The following is a 14,266-nucleotide window of genomic DNA, read 5'->3' on the forward strand; positions in this document are numbered from 1 at the left end:
CGAGTCTAAAAGCTCACCGCAAGGATCAGGGTTAGTTGGCGCCCGCAATTGACTGAGCACCGTCGATCCATTGTCCGGCTTGTGTTGTTGAGCCGTCAGAGGGGCGATTTCCGGAGACGTAGTAGATCGTCAGATCGCCTTTGGGAAGAATCGTCAGTTCGACGAATCCACCGTTTTCTTCATCGTGCCAGTTAAATGTGGTGTCCGATTTGGCATCTTGAGGCGTGATATCGGTGAAGTGGCTCAGACCTGCTGGGGGGAGGACACGGTCGCCGATTTCACGCGCGCTGTCAGCAGGAATTGCGTTGCCGGCCAGGACTGCAGTGCTGACCTCAAAGCCAACGATGGCTCCGGTTTCTTTCTCTGTCGTTCGTCCGTCCAAAGAAGGCCCCTTGAGCTCAGAGAAAGACCCAGCTCCGGATTCGGAGAGTTCGTCGAGAAGCTGCTTAAAGGCGGGGAGAACTTCCGTTTGAACGCTTTCAATTGTCTGGCGCTTCTCAAAGGGGGCGCTGCCATCCCAGAACTCGTTAGTCACTGTTTGCTCCTTTGTGGTACACGACGCTGCTGTCAACGCTGCAATTATCAGTACGGATAGAAAGGGAATGCTCGGAGCGTGCAGTCTTGTACGTGCTGCGAACACCATCTACTTCACTCCCGCGATTACACGGCCGAAGTCATTCATTGTCGCAGACCCTTCTTCAAAGTAAGAACTGTGCTGCGAAAACGGGTCGACCCATTCCCAGAAGGTATCAGGCTTAGCAGTGGAATCTGCGAGATGCTCGATGCCGTCAAGCTTGTTCGGGTTCTTGCCGAAGGAAAAGTCCGGTCCTATCCCTTGCACTCGATCTCGGTATTGGGCGTGCGAGACGTGCGCATGCGGTCCCGGATCTCCTCCTGAATCAGCGGGCAGGTTATATTCACGGATGTCCTGCACACCCGATCCAGGGGAGCCAAACATCACGAGATCGTCAACTACTCCTGTCCTCGTGTCCTTCACTGCCATACCGGAAGTAGTCGAGCCATACGAATGGCCGAGAACAGTCTGATGCGGGTCACCATATTCGCCTGCCTCACGCGAGGCCTGGATTCCTTCAACGAAAGAATTGAGCCTGTCGGCACCTGCGTGTGCTTTAGATGTGGAGGCAACATCTGACAAGTCCGGAGCATCGTAGCCGAGCCATGCAATAGTTGCGACATCGCCATTATTGTTCTTCAAAGCCTTGCTCTGCATGACGTCTGTCTTGGCCGTGTACGAGTCGAGACTATCGTGAACTGTAGTGTTCATACCGGGAACGAAAGTCGCAACGTGCTTAGCGCTGTCAATATCTCCATGAGCGACAGCGGCTTTCAATCGTTCTCCAGAATCATCTAAAACGAGTAAGGACAATTCCGGGTCGGAATTAAGTGTGGACTCGACAGCGCGAAGATCTTCCAGTTTCTCTTGAGCTCGCTGCCATTCACTATATTCGAGTGATGCAAAACCCGATGGCCCCAAGCGTTCTTGAGCATCAAGGTATTTCTTGCGAGCTTCCTTCTCGGCTTGCTCAGCTTCAGAGAGCATGGCAGGAAGACGAATCTTATTGGCTTCATCGCGTGCGGATCCAGGCAGGCCGTCCAGCCCTCCGATGAGGTCTGGATGATTTTTGATGAGGGCATCTTGTTCATCTTCAGATAGAGCATTCCACCACGTTGCGATTTCTGCTGGTGACCAGGTGGCAGGGTCAGGCAAATCTGATAAACCCGGACTCGTAGAGCTGCTACTCTCCGAATTTCGATAAGAGCCTTCTGCCACGGCGCGAGTGCGATGTGCATACTCGCTGTCCACTTCTGTTGCTCGCTGAACTGCACGGTTGATGTTTGCAATCGTAGCCTGACATTCCGCTTCGTTCCGCGCCGCCTCAATGGCGTAAACGTCTGGGGGGAGAGTGGACGGTGGCGGGGGATGAGATGCCGATCCATTTGCATGGATCGCCACACCATCGATCTGTGCCTGAGTGATGCATTCATGAACGAGAGTCATGACTTCATTGACGCCATCAGCAGCATCTGCCGTTGCCATCATGAGCTCGGCAGTGTCATTAATGACGCGGCTCAGATGTTCAATGATCGTGCCTAATTGATCGCGCGCTGAGTCTGCAGCCTCACCAACAGACTGGATCTCGTTTCGTGCTGCGGCTGCTTCATCCGCCTGAGCTCGGAACTTATGGTAGGAATCAGTCAGGTTGTTCGCCGCTTCAATGACCGGGCTGTCATTCCAATATTGAATATCGCTCCACGAGGGCATTGCGACCTCCTACTTCACTGTGTGAACAGCGGTGTCCCCACCTGTGCCGCCATCAGTGGCTCTAGCAGGTTCTGAGTACGCTGGCGGCTTTACAGTGTTGCCTGAAAATCCGTTAGTAATGCTGTTTTCTGTGGCGTTGAAGCTGTTTTGAGTACTCATAGCAGCATCGCTGAACCGAGACAGCAAATTGGCGGTAGCTTTTGAGCGTTCCTCGATATTCGCGCCGGCCTCCGCCGCGGCTGAAGGTGACGATGCGCCGGGCATTGCTGATGAAAGTCCTGAAAGTGCGTCCGCCACTGTGACGGAGCAAAGATCGTCAGCGATAGATGCAGTTGAATTGGAGAGCTTGCCGAAATCTCCTGGCACGACATGTAAATCTGTCACGGTAGTCCTCTGTCTCCTTGTCAGCGGGCGTTTTCATGGTAAGAGATGCATGCCCTCGAGTAAAGAGGTTGGAATAAATCGCTTGTGATGTGGACAGTGCCCAGTTATCCACATGAGGCACTGCGCGCTGGAGTTATCCACACTCGCACTGCCGCTGTTCCGAGACAGTCCGCAGTATCCATACAGTGCCCACATGGACCTCCTTCAACGCCGTCGTCTCAAAAAGCTGACACACGCTGTGTACGCCCAGGCAGCGTCTGAACGCGGCGACGAAACACCCGAGCAGCGCATCCGTATTCTGCCATCGGCGCCGGCAGTCATTGTCCTGGTCCTCGTCATTGTCCTTGTCAGCGCAATCTCAGTATGGCGCTTTCGTTCAGCTCCAGATACCGCCCATAGCCTCGACGAATCATCGCCAAACGAAGCACCGGCTGCTCAGTCCGCTCAGTCCTCCTCGGCTGTTACGGGCGTTGACGAGGGCGATCTACTCACCCCATCTGACACTGCCAGCGTCACCGTCTACGTGACAGGGCAGGTCGGGCAGCCGCAAGTCGTGGAGCTTCCCGACGGCTCACGAGTCATCGATGCGGTCGATGCTGCGGGCGGTCCACTTGCTGATGCCGACCTTGAATCGCTCAACATGGCGCGCGTGCTGGTCGATGGTGAACACATAGCCGTGACCAAACCAGGTGAAAGCCCTCCACCCGGTGCTCAGACAGGCACTCCGTCACGCAATGACTCTGATGGCAACCCGGCAGGCAACACGGCACCATCCTGTATCAACATCAACACCGCTGAATCTGCCGAACTCGAAAATCTCGACGGCGTGGGACCAGCCATTGCGCAACGCATCATTGACTATCGCCAGACAGTTGGTCGCTTCGATTCAGTCGAACAGCTCGATGATGTCTCAGGCATTGGACCGGCAATGCTTCAGAAGATTTCGACAGGTGCGTGTGTGTAAGAGCGGCGTTGCCACCGACAGAAACGCCTGCTACTGGGCACTCGCATCGGACTGGGCTCCGTCAGTCCACTGTTCGGCTTGAGTTGTCGAACCATCCGTCGGGCGCATGCCTGAAATGTAATAAACAGTCATGGAACTATCGGGTAGAATCGTCAGTTCGACGAATCCACCGTTATCCGGATCAAACCAGTTGTACGAGACCTCGCCGGTGTCGTCATCATCGGGTGTGAGGTCACTGAATTGGGTCATTCCGAGCGGGGTCACAATGTCGCCTGTGATCCGGCGAGCCTCTTCAGGCGGAATTGCGTGGCCAGCGGCAATGGCAGTTGCAACTTCAAAAGCCGAGATCTTGCCCGTGTTACGATCAGTCGCACGACCCGTCAGCGAAGGGCCCTCGAGCTCTGAAAATTGTCCGGCTCCAGCTGCGGACAGGTTGGCGAGGATTTCCTGGAATGCGGGCAGGATGGTGCGCTGAACATCCTCGATTGTGGCGCGCTGCTCGAGGGATAAGGATCCATCCCAGAATTGATTATCCGTCGTCGGCTGCGAGGAATGACACGACGTCAGCGCAAACGCAACCATGAGTGTGACAAGTGGCAACATCAGGAACGATCGCACCCGCGTTCTCAGCGCATCAGTGCGGGACTTGGTGTGAGCGCGCTGTAAGCGTGCTGCACTCAGTGCGCGGACGATCCTCGTTGATGCGCGCAGGTGCAAGAGTTCTGGAGATGGTCCCGGAGGTGTCCGTATCGCAGCGTCGTGAGCATCAGGAGCAACGTATGGTGGGTTCAAACGGGTGTCCTTGTCATGAGCGCGGTTAGATGAGTCCTACTGTAAGCGCGCTGCGTCGCCCCTGTAAATCGAACGACAACTTAATCCGACCGGGGTTTTGTCGTGTGGAAAACCACCGCCGTCCACAGCCACCACACGTGTGCAGCGCTCACCCACAGGCGAAGGACACACGGTGGTATGCGGTGAGACGAATGCATACCCTCGTCCTCATGCAGCACTTTTTCTTGATTGAATCATCGGCTCGCACTCGCCGTTGCCATGCCGGTCAGCCGTTTCCCGGGGCGCCACCGTCACTGAAGGCCATCCGATGAGTTCACCGAGGATTTATCCGCGCATGCGTGATATGCGTGTCACGCCGGTTGCCGCCAGCATCTGGATCACCCTGCTCATCTGTCTGCGCATCTCGATCCACCTGAAGGATGCGGTGGTAGTGACCGGTGTCCTTGTGGCACTCGCAGCAACACTGGCCGCGTGGCGGGTTCGTGATCGGCACAATGAACGAGGGAGGCCTCGCCCTCGCCGGATGCGCACTCCTGTCGGATCGTTACGGTTGGGATGGGCGGCAATACTTATCGCATCGGGTGCGGCTGCAATAGTTGCCGGCAGTGCCTGCGATGCTCATGCGCGGGATCCGACCGTGCGCCTCATCGACTCTGGACGCACCTACGTGACGCTCCGCGTGCGCCTGATCGATGACCCAGCTGCGATGGCAAGCCGGTGGAACCGGACACGCTTCTACGCAGACGCGCGCGTCGAACAGGTTGAAGTGTCTCACGGTCAATGGCAGCCCTCGAACGTGAATGTCATGTTGATGGGTGCAGGGATTGGAGAGTATGTGCGCGATGATCGCGTACTCGTGCGCGGCAGTATTGACTCGCAGTTTCGCTCCGACCCGCCGTTTGTGGGCGCGATGGAGGCTGAGAACATTGAGCTGACTGAACGCCCGGGCGGATGGGTCTCGATTGTCCGTCATGTCAGATCATCGATGCGTCAGGTGTGCTCGACGCTCACTGTGCAAGGCCAGGCGCTGGTTCCCGGCGTCGCCATTGGTGATGATCGCGCCATGAACGAGGAGCTTTCGGACGCAATGAAGACGTCGTCGCTGACGCATCTCACGGCCGTGTCCGGAACTCACATCGCGATCATGTTGTCACTGATCGTCAGCGCAGTGCCAGGGCGAGGATTGATCCGCGCTGGCGCGACCCTTGCGGCGATGAGTCTTCTTGTGGCAGTTGTCGGACCGCAGCCCTCGGTCATACGCGCGGTGTTGACCGCGAGCGTCGGAGTCGCAGGCTTGTTGCTCAAACGGCCTGGGGGAGCGCAGGCAGCGCTGTCCACCGTGGTCGTACTGGTTTTGCTGATTGACCCGTTTTCTGCCCGGGCAGTGGGGTTTGCGCTGTCCGTCCTTGCCACGTGGGGCGTTGTCGGCCCTGCTCAACAGTGGAACGAAGCTGTCAAGCACGCGGTGCGCAGCGATGCCTGGTATGCGCGCTGTGTCAGACGCCTGCTGCAGGCGTGCTGTGTTCCACTTGCCGCTCAAATCCTGGTGGCGCCTGTCCTCGTACTGATGTCGCCGCTTCTACCAGTGTGGGGTGTGATTGCGAACGTTTTGGTCAGCCCTGTCATCGCGCCAGCGTGCGTCTGCGCCCTGATGACAGCGGTGTGTGCGCCGTGGTGGCCCGCTGCAGCAACCCTGATGGCGCACGTTGCACAAACATTCACGGGATGGATCGCGTGGGTCGCTACATGGGTGTCGTCATGGCCGATGGCGAACGTGTCATGGCCACAGGGGATCGAGGGAACTATCGTCCTGGCCAGCGCAGCAATCGGAATGCTGAGTGTGTCCACAGTGGTACGCAGATGCCGTCGACGCATGTCACACTAGTGGCATACCCTGAATCTAAAAAACGACACGGTGAGGAAGCGGAGGAGGATGGCAGATGGCGCGTCGATCCCAGTCACGCTCAAGTGACCCGATCGAACTGGCACCTCTTGTGCTGGTTAAAGGATCCGAAGCCTTCCTGGCAGACCGTGCCGTCAGTGAGCTTCGACGCCAGGCCACTGAACGCGACGCTTCAGTTGAACGCGTGGAGATTTCGGCCGCCACGTATCCGGCTGGACAACTCGATGTTGTCACCTCACCGTCCCTGTTCGGTGAACCCCGCCTGATCGTGATCCCTAATTTTGAAGTCACCAATGACGAACTGATGGTGGATCTGCTGGCCTACATTGACAACCCGGCAGACGACGTGTGGATGATTGTCCGACACAACGGCGGTAACCGTGGCAAGAAAGTGCTCGATGCGCTCAAGAAAGCACATGTGCCCACGATCGCGGCAGATCCGCTCAAATACGACAACGAAAAAATCGACCTCGTCATGTCCGAGGCGCGCCGCCTGCACCGACGCATCGAAGCTGAAGCTGCGCACATGCTCGTCGGCGCTCTGGGATCTGACCTGGCGGAAATGGTGAGCGCACTGTCCCAACTCATGAGTGACGTCGAAGGGACGATCACGACGCAAGCCGTCCACCGTTACCATTCAGGCCGAGTGGAAGCCTCCGGCTTTGACGTTGCTGACGCTGCACTCGCAGGTCGGACAGCTCAGGCGCTCACACTGCTACGCCACGCTCTGGCAACAGGTGTCGCGCCGCTGATGATCGTCGGCGCACTGGCATCGAAGTTTCGGTCGATGGCGTACGCAACCGCTCCGCGTGGCGCTCTGCAGTCTGTGTCGATGAATCAGTGGCAGTTCAACCGTGCACGGCGGGACGTGCAAGGGTGGACTGACACGGCTTTGGCCGGTGCCATTGAAGCCATCGCGCTCGCAGACGAAGAGGCCAAAGGCCTGTCACGTGACCCTGAACGCGCAGTCGAAAAATGTGTCCTCACGATCTGTCGACTGCGCGGGTCGGCCCGCGCCTAAGAGCCTAGGAGCCGCTTCTAGTCCACTTCGACTTCGTCGGGGTGAGACGAGACACGGTTGCCTCGCTCCAGCGCGGTGATCGCGCTCATTTCGTCACTGGTCAGCGTGAAATCAAAGATCTCCATGTTCTCGCGCATGCGCTCAACATGTACTGACTTCGGGAAAATGATGTTCTTCATCTGCAAATGCCACCGCAATACCACCTGAGCAGGAGTCTTTCCATGAGCTTCAGCAGCCTCCTTGATCGGCTTCTCACCGAACAGGTCGTACTTGCCCTGTCCCAGCGGTCCCCAGGCTTCAATCGCAATATCGTGCGAGCGTGAATACTGCGTCACCGAGCTTTGCTGGTAGGTCGGATGCAACTCAATCTGGTTCACAACCGGAACAGTCTCGGACTCACCGAGCAAACGCTCCAGGTGTTTCGGCAGGAAATTACACACACCGATCGAGCGAATCAGCCCTTCCTCTCGGCACTTTTCCATTTCATGCCATGCATCGAGGTACGCATCCTGCCGGGCGCACGGCCAGTGAATGAGGTAAAGGTCAACGTAGTCAAGTCCCAGGCGTTCCAGGGACTGCTCAAGTGCCTGGCGTGCTTTCGGCTGGTCATCGTTCCACAGCTTCGTGGTGATGTACAGGTCTTTACGGGCAATTCCCGATTCAGCGATCGCGCGTCCGACGCCTTCCTCGTTCCCGTAGATCTTCGCCGTGTCGATGTGGCGATAGCCAGTTTCGAGGGCGTCCATCACTACCCGCTGTGCCTCATCTTCTTCAACGAGGAATACCCCAAAGCCCAGCTGAGGGATCTCGTAGCCGTCATTCAGTTTCATCACAGGAATATCGCTCATGACTCCAGTGTGCCATTGACCACACTCGCGTGCAGAACGAGAACGAGGACGGTCGAACGCGGAACACCTGCGATAACGCGAGCAGAAAATGCCGGCGAATGCGTGATGGCGCGCGAAGCGGACGAAGGAGGATGGCGTGGCCGAACCAAAAAGCGAGGGAGCAGGCGCCATGCCTGCTCCCTGTGAAAGTGTGTGCCCGCTCGGGGCGCAGAATCACTCTGCTTTTTCAGCCGTCATCTTGTTCAGACGGTGCGACAGCTTCGACTTACGCTGGCTGGCCTGATTACGGTGAATCACGCCCTTAGAAGCAGCCTTGTCAAGCTTGCGGGAAGCAACCTGCACTGCTTTTTCTGCAGCGTCCTCGTCGCCTTCTTCAATGAGTTCGCGAGCCTTACGTACCAAGGTCTTCAGCTCAGACTTCACTGACTGGTTACGCAGACGACGCTTCTCGTTGGTGCGGTTGCGTTTGATCTGAGACTTAATATTCGCCACTGTCCGGAAATCTCCTTACTTCATGAACGTCCAGGTCGGTGAGGGTTCTGTCGCTACCGGGACTGGGACGAGGGGACATCCCGCAAACGGTAAACAACCAGACCCCCTGCTCGACCAAGCCGGGAGCCCGACCGTTAACATTACCAGCATCAAGCGCGTCCGTGCCAGTAGCTGAACGAAAAAACGGGGTGAATACGCTCACCTTCGGCCGGTTCGGGCGCCGGCTCCAGAACAAGTGAGCCGGCGGTGGCCCTCTCAGAGGCGCACCTTGACGATAGCGAGCAGTCGCGCGACTCAACGAGAATCTTCAGCGGTGGGAGTTGGCGGCAGTCCTTACCTGTTCGAGTCGACGGTGCGCATGCCGTTGATGACGCGTTCGAAGATCTGACGTTTCAGTGTTGCGCCTTCTCGACGCACTTCATCATGAGCTACCCATAAAACCCGATCGAGTCGAACCTCGGATGGGCGCCCTCGTGAATCCCACTTGCCGGTACCGACGTCCATCCAGTGACGGCCCTGCGAGGCTTCCCAGCGGGCATCTCGATCGTGGTCCTTCGAGGTCAGCTGCGCAACATACACGCCGTGGGTGCCTGACTTTGTCGAGCGGCCAATGACCACGACCGGGCGATCTTTTCCGCGGGAGGCATCCTCCTCATAGGGAACCCACGTCCACACCACTTCACCCGGATCCGCATCCCCATCCGGATCAGGATCGTAGGAGGTATGCGCAAGACCCTCGGACAAGTCAACCTCGCGAATGGAATGCGCGCCGAGGGGGCGCGGCTGGGAACCGTCAGAAGGCATGGAGTTGCGCCGCGATTTGCGTGTCTGCGTGGGCGCCTGCGAGCCGGAGGTGCGCATCTGAGACACCACAGTGAACAGCGCTTTGCGGGCAATGTTGCGTGCGAGTCGGGACCACGATGGCATGAGGAAATCCTAATGAGAAGCTAGAACGATGATGGAAACAAGGCAGGTGACTGCACAGATCGCACCACCCGCCGTCATGGCGAAGAAGGCAATCACGCTGGTGCGCAAATCGCGTTCGAGCCAGGGCGCATTTTCCACCCCGCCCAGGTATTCCGTTGCGGCACGTTGAGCTGCCTCGACACGAGGAAGAGTGGTCTTGCGCCGCAGGTCATATTCCTTACGTGCGTTGAGCCAGCGCACTTCTTCGCGGTCAAGAATTGTCGAGGGAGAAAGTGCCGACTCCTGAGGCGATGAGGGGGAAGCATTGTGGACGGTGATTGAGTTGCCTCCACTCGAATGGCGATGTGCTCGGGAGTCTTCCCGAATGGCCTTGACCCACAGGCGTCGTTCGTACCAGAAGACACCGGTGACAAGCAATGTGACCACCGCAATAATCAGGGGGAGCCATGAGCCGAAACCGTCGCGCTGGCGCACCACGAAAATGCCGAGCAATGCGCAGATGGCTGCTGTCGTTGCGGCTGTGATTAGAACGAGCAGGCCGATAAAACCTGTCACGCGTGCAATCCACCGGGAAACCCGCTGAGTGGTGGCCGGGATGGGTGTATGTGTGCGCGGCGGCAGTGGGGTTGCTTCAGACGTCATGGAACCTTCCTTCAGTACGCTTCGTCATCATTGTCACCCAAAAGTGGCCGGTGTGCGTGGCATCACGGACAGAATGCGAGGCTAGTTCATGTACCACCTGCACAATTGTGGGCATCTGCAGTACTGTTAGTGTCTGAAAATACTTTCAGGTCGGTACGTGACACGTTAGGAATTCTCAGTGGACAACGATCACACGTATGGTGCCAGCCGGTGGCCGGAACAGGATGTTCCTTCATCGTCTGATTCCAGCCAGGAGTACGGCAACTCAGCATCAACTGGATCCGCATTGGAACAGTCCGGATATAACTCGTCGCAATATTACGGGTCGTACGGCAGTTCCCCTTATGGATCGGCCAACGGCGCTCCCAACGGTGCTGCCAATGGCGCTCCCGATGGGTCCTCTTACCAGGGCCAGTCCTATGGCGGCTATTCCAACCAGGGTGTGTACGAGGCGCACGGCGCAACCCCGTACCCAAACCAGGGCGGGTATGGCAACCAGGGAGGCTACCAGTCTCAGGGCGCCTACCAGAATCCCGCCGGATATCAGGCGAATCCAACCTATTCGGCACCGAAGTCGCGAATCGTCGCAGGAATCCTGGGCTTGTTCTTCGGCACGCTCGGTGTCCATAACTTCTATGCCGGTAGGACGACGCTGGGCATTATTCAGCTCTTGGTGACGCTCGTGTCGTTCCCGCTGTGCTTCATCATCATCGGGTTCTTCACGCTCACCGGTGTCGCGATCTGGGCGTTTATCGAATCGATCATGTACTTCATCGGATCGGGATCTTACGCCTATGATGGGCACGGGGTGCCGATGCAGGCTTGAGGACTTCTCTGGAAGGCTCCTTTTATCCACAGGGATAGAAGGAGTCTTCGTTTATCCACAGATGTACTCGGCCATACATGTGTGTGCCATGAACTCATGTCAGTATGGGTGAACCGAAAGGAACTGACATGAAATGAGGTAATGGTGTGGGACAATCTACGACAGGCTCGCAGCATCGAAGCAGTGCCGGGGGGATGCCAGCCCCTGTCAATATGAAAAGCGGCGCTGGTGATATCGCCACTGAAGGGCGCGCCTTGGAACGTATGCGGCAGCTGGCAGACGGAGGCAACCTTGAAGAAGCAATTCACGTCGCCAAACAGGTGATCACGTGCAATAACGTCGATACTGCGACGCAAGTCATCATCATGAAACAGGTCGTCGATTGGCATGGGCACCTCGGACAGGCCGATTACGCGCGCAGATCAGCTTCCAAAGCGGTCACCCTGGCGCGCCGCGATCTGGGAGCGTGCCACCCACTGTCCCTGCTTGTCCGTCACTCGGAGCTGTACTGGATGTGCATGAGCGGATACGACGAGGCTGCACAGCCGCAGTTCGAACCGCTCATCAAGGATATCTGCCGTACCCTGGGGCACACCGATTCACTGGCATGGGCCGCGCGCACAAACTCCGCAATGCCGTATAAAAAACGCCGAGATTACGCGGGAGCTGCCCTGATATACCGACAACTTGCTGATGACATGGGTGCCGAATTGGATCCTGATGACCCGATGCTCCTGACGATTCGTGACAATCTTGCCGAAGTGCTCGCCCTCGACGAACAGTGGGATGCAGCGATTGCACTCTACGAAGAGCTCGTAAAAGACGTGATACCGGTGTGGGGGCAAGGCAGCGAATTGACGCTGAGTATTCGCGATTCCCTTGCAGCATGCCTGTTTGCCTCAGGAGACGTGGAAAAGGCGCGACAATTATGGTCTGTCCTGACACAAGATTGCCGGCGGTTCCTGGGTGAGCGCGCTGACATGACAGCCCGGCAGCGGATCTTACAGGTCGCCCTCGCCCTCGATGAGGACGATTATTCGGCCGCGCAGCACTGGTGCACCGAACTGCTGGAGAATCTGCCCGCCGGATTCACTGAAGAGGATGTGCAGATCTACATGCACATTCAGGGCTCCTGCCAGGAAGCTGTCGACACGCAGGAGGGCATTCGGCAACGGTAGGCGAGCGGAAGCGGCGCGACGTGCGGCGGTGGTCCCTGACCCGGGATGTGCGCAACTGGTCAAGGCGACAGTTGGCGCGTGACCCGTCTTCAATGGGACGATAGGGGGTATACATCGTGATGTTCGGAGGTTGTTCCTTGTCTGCTAGTTTGACTGATGCAGTACGCCAGTCGATTCTTCCGGCGCATACCCCGCAGAATCGGATTCGAAACTTCTGCATTATCGCCCACATCGACCACGGCAAATCCACCCTGGCTGACAGGATGCTGCAACTGACTGGCGTCGTCGAGCAGCGCGATATGCGCGACCAGTACCTGGACCGCATGGACATCGAACGCGAACGCGGCATCACCATCAAGTCTCAGGCTGTGCGCATGCCGTGGGTTGTTGACGGCACCGGCTACGCGCTTAACATGATCGACACCCCTGGCCACGTCGATTTTTCGTACGAGGTTTCCCGATCCCTCGCTGCCTGCGAAGGCGCAGTTCTGCTGGTCGACGCAGCTCAGGGTATTGAAGCGCAGACCCTGGCGAACCTGTACCTCGCAATGGAAAACGACCTGACGATCATCCCTGTACTCAACAAGATCGACCTGCCCAGCGCCCAACCCGATAAGTACGCCGACGAAATTGCCCAGCTCATTGGTGTGGACGCCAGTGAAGTTCTGCGCGTTTCCGGCAAGACAGGCGAAGGTGTCGAAGAACTGCTCAACGCGATCGTGAACCTGGTGGCACCGCCAAGTGGCGACCCGGATGCTCCCACACGAGCCATGATTTTTGACTCCGTGTACGACGTGTACCGCGGTGTCGTGACGTATGTGCGCGTCGTGGATGGCTCATTGTCCTCGCGTACAAAAGTGAAAATGATGGCCACAGGCTCCACCCACGAACTGCTCGAAATTGGTGTCATCTCACCTGACCCCACGCCTACCGACGGAATTGGAGCTGGCGAAGTTGGATACCTGATCACAGGCGTGAAAGATGTGCGCCAATCTAAAGTCGGCGACACAGTAACCGAATCGGTGCGCGGAGCCGACCAGCCGCTATCGGGTTACCAGGATCCTCGTCCGATGGTGTTCTCCGGCATCTACCCGGTGGACGGAACAGACTTTCCTAACCTGCGTGAAGCACTCGAACGCCTCCAGCTCAACGATGCAGCACTGACATTCGAACCGGAAAGCTCAGCGGCGCTGGGCTTCGGTTTCCGCTGTGGCTTCCTCGGGCTGCTGCACCTGGAAATTGTGCGTGAACGCCTCGAACGCGAATTCGACCTGTCGTTGATCGCGACCGCACCCAACGTGGTCTACGAAGCGGTCGCAGAAGATGGTACCCGCATTCGTGTCGACAACCCCTCGACTTTCCCGGACGGTAAAGTGGCAGAAGTGCGTGAGCCGATCGTGGACGCCACCGTGCTCACCCCGTCAGACTTCATCGGCGCGGTCATGGAGCTGTGTCAGGAGCGGCGCGGAACCCTCGAAGGGATGGAGTACCTGTCGCCTGAGCGCGTCGAAATTCGCTACAAGCTTCCACTGGCTGAAATCGTGTTCGACTTCTTCGACCAGCTCAAGTCCCGCACCCGAGGGTACGCCTCGCTGGACTACCACGATGCCGGGCAGCAAAGCGCTGACCTCGTCAAAGTCGATGTGTTACTCAACGGTGAAAAGGTCGATGCGTTCAGCGCCATCGTCCACCGAGATGCGGCCTACGCCTATGGGCTGAAGATGACGAAGCGCCTCAAGGAACTCATTCCACGCCAGCAATTTGAAATCCCCGTGCAGGCTGCTATCGGTGCGCGCATCATCGCGCGTGAAACGATCCGAGCCCTGCGCAAGGACATGCTGGCCAAGTGCTACGGCGGTGACATCACCCGTAAGCGCAAGCTGCTGGAGAAGCAAAAAGCCGGTAAGAAGCGCATGAAGTCCATCGGGCGTGTCGACGTGCCGCAGGAGGCATTCATTGCGGCTTTGACGTCAGATGTGCCCACAGGAAAGAAGCAGTGACCGGC

At 57.6% G+C, this 14,266-nt stretch carries 14 protein-coding genes; 6 read left to right on the top strand and 8 right to left on the bottom strand.

Annotation, left to right across the window (positions count from 1 at the left end):
- Positions 1–31: 31 nt before the first annotated feature.
- The 3 genes from HMPREF2975_RS09920 to HMPREF2975_RS09930 all read right to left on the bottom strand — a co-directional run bounded on the left by HMPREF2975_RS09920 (position 32) and on the right by HMPREF2975_RS09930 (position 2,668).
- Complete coding sequence (locus tag HMPREF2975_RS09920) at positions 32–535, bottom strand: DUF4853 domain-containing protein (RefSeq protein ID WP_070727467.1); 504 nt, start codon at positions 533–535, stop codon at positions 32–34.
- Positions 536–643: 108 nt separating this feature from the next.
- Positions 644–2,284: an alpha/beta hydrolase gene (locus HMPREF2975_RS09925; protein WP_070727471.1), complete on the bottom strand. Its 1,641-nt coding sequence runs from the start codon at positions 2,282–2,284 to the stop codon at positions 644–646.
- A gap of 9 nt (positions 2,285–2,293) precedes the next feature.
- A complete protein-coding gene (locus HMPREF2975_RS09930) occupies positions 2,294–2,668 on the bottom strand; it encodes a hypothetical protein (RefSeq protein ID WP_070727473.1) in 375 nt (124 codons plus the stop codon).
- A 193-nt stretch (positions 2,669–2,861) separates the two neighbouring features.
- Between HMPREF2975_RS09930 and HMPREF2975_RS09935 the strand changes: the two genes are divergently transcribed.
- Complete coding sequence (locus HMPREF2975_RS09935) at positions 2,862–3,632, top strand: ComEA family DNA-binding protein (protein ID WP_070727582.1); 771 nt, start codon at positions 2,862–2,864, stop codon at positions 3,630–3,632.
- Between the two features lie 30 nt (positions 3,633–3,662).
- Here the strand turns inward: HMPREF2975_RS09935 and HMPREF2975_RS09940 are convergent, their stop codons facing one another.
- Complete coding sequence (locus HMPREF2975_RS09940) at positions 3,663–4,424, bottom strand: DUF4853 domain-containing protein (RefSeq protein WP_141757407.1); 762 nt, start codon at positions 4,422–4,424, stop codon at positions 3,663–3,665.
- A gap of 334 nt (positions 4,425–4,758) precedes the next feature.
- Between HMPREF2975_RS09940 and HMPREF2975_RS09945 the strand changes: the two genes are divergently transcribed.
- Together HMPREF2975_RS09945 and holA are read left to right on the top strand one after the other, a co-directional pair.
- Positions 4,759–6,309, top strand: a complete 1,551-nt coding sequence (locus tag HMPREF2975_RS09945) for a ComEC/Rec2 family competence protein (protein ID WP_070727479.1) — start codon at positions 4,759–4,761, stop codon at positions 6,307–6,309.
- Between the two features lie 55 nt (positions 6,310–6,364).
- Entirely contained in the window at positions 6,365–7,348 is a 984-nt protein-coding gene (holA, locus tag HMPREF2975_RS09950) for a DNA polymerase III subunit delta (protein ID WP_070727482.1), read from the top strand.
- A gap of 17 nt (positions 7,349–7,365) precedes the next feature.
- On the opposite strand, the gene HMPREF2975_RS09955 is transcribed toward holA, so the two are convergent.
- The 4 genes from HMPREF2975_RS09955 to HMPREF2975_RS09970 all read right to left on the bottom strand — a co-directional run bounded on the left by HMPREF2975_RS09955 (position 7,366) and on the right by HMPREF2975_RS09970 (position 10,257).
- The gene (locus HMPREF2975_RS09955) at positions 7,366–8,196 is read right to left on the bottom strand and encodes an aldo/keto reductase (protein WP_058236374.1); all 831 of its coding nucleotides are present in this window, start codon (positions 8,194–8,196) and stop codon (positions 7,366–7,368) included.
- Positions 8,197–8,409: 213 nt separating this feature from the next.
- Positions 8,410–8,688: a 30S ribosomal protein S20 gene (gene rpsT, locus HMPREF2975_RS09960; protein ID WP_058236375.1), complete on the bottom strand. Its 279-nt coding sequence runs from the start codon at positions 8,686–8,688 to the stop codon at positions 8,410–8,412.
- A gap of 333 nt (positions 8,689–9,021) precedes the next feature.
- Complete coding sequence (locus HMPREF2975_RS09965; protein ID WP_070727485.1) at positions 9,022–9,615, bottom strand: type II toxin-antitoxin system PemK/MazF family toxin; 594 nt, start codon at positions 9,613–9,615, stop codon at positions 9,022–9,024.
- A 9-nt stretch (positions 9,616–9,624) separates the two neighbouring features.
- Positions 9,625–10,257, bottom strand: a complete 633-nt coding sequence (locus HMPREF2975_RS09970) for a hypothetical protein (protein WP_070727488.1) — start codon at positions 10,255–10,257, stop codon at positions 9,625–9,627.
- Positions 10,258–10,435: 178 nt separating this feature from the next.
- Here HMPREF2975_RS09970 and HMPREF2975_RS09975 point away from each other — a divergent pair, with 178 nt between their 5' ends.
- The 3 genes from HMPREF2975_RS09975 to lepA all read left to right on the top strand — a co-directional run bounded on the left by HMPREF2975_RS09975 (position 10,436) and on the right by lepA (position 14,261).
- The gene (locus tag HMPREF2975_RS09975) at positions 10,436–11,083 is read left to right on the top strand and encodes a TM2 domain-containing protein (RefSeq protein ID WP_070727491.1); all 648 of its coding nucleotides are present in this window, start codon (positions 10,436–10,438) and stop codon (positions 11,081–11,083) included.
- 194 nt (positions 11,084–11,277) lie between these two features.
- Positions 11,278–12,261, top strand: a complete 984-nt coding sequence (locus tag HMPREF2975_RS09980) for a tetratricopeptide repeat protein (protein WP_070727494.1) — start codon at positions 11,278–11,280, stop codon at positions 12,259–12,261.
- Between the two features lie 137 nt (positions 12,262–12,398).
- A complete protein-coding gene (gene lepA / locus HMPREF2975_RS09985) occupies positions 12,399–14,261 on the top strand; it encodes a translation elongation factor 4 (protein WP_227469368.1) in 1,863 nt (620 codons plus the stop codon).
- The last annotated feature ends 5 nt before the right edge of the window (positions 14,262–14,266 follow it).

The sequence above is a fragment of the Actinomyces sp. HMSC065F12 genome, from assembly GCF_001814535.1.
In the GTDB taxonomy this organism is placed as follows: domain Bacteria; phylum Actinomycetota; class Actinomycetes; order Actinomycetales; family Actinomycetaceae; genus Pauljensenia; species Pauljensenia radingae_A.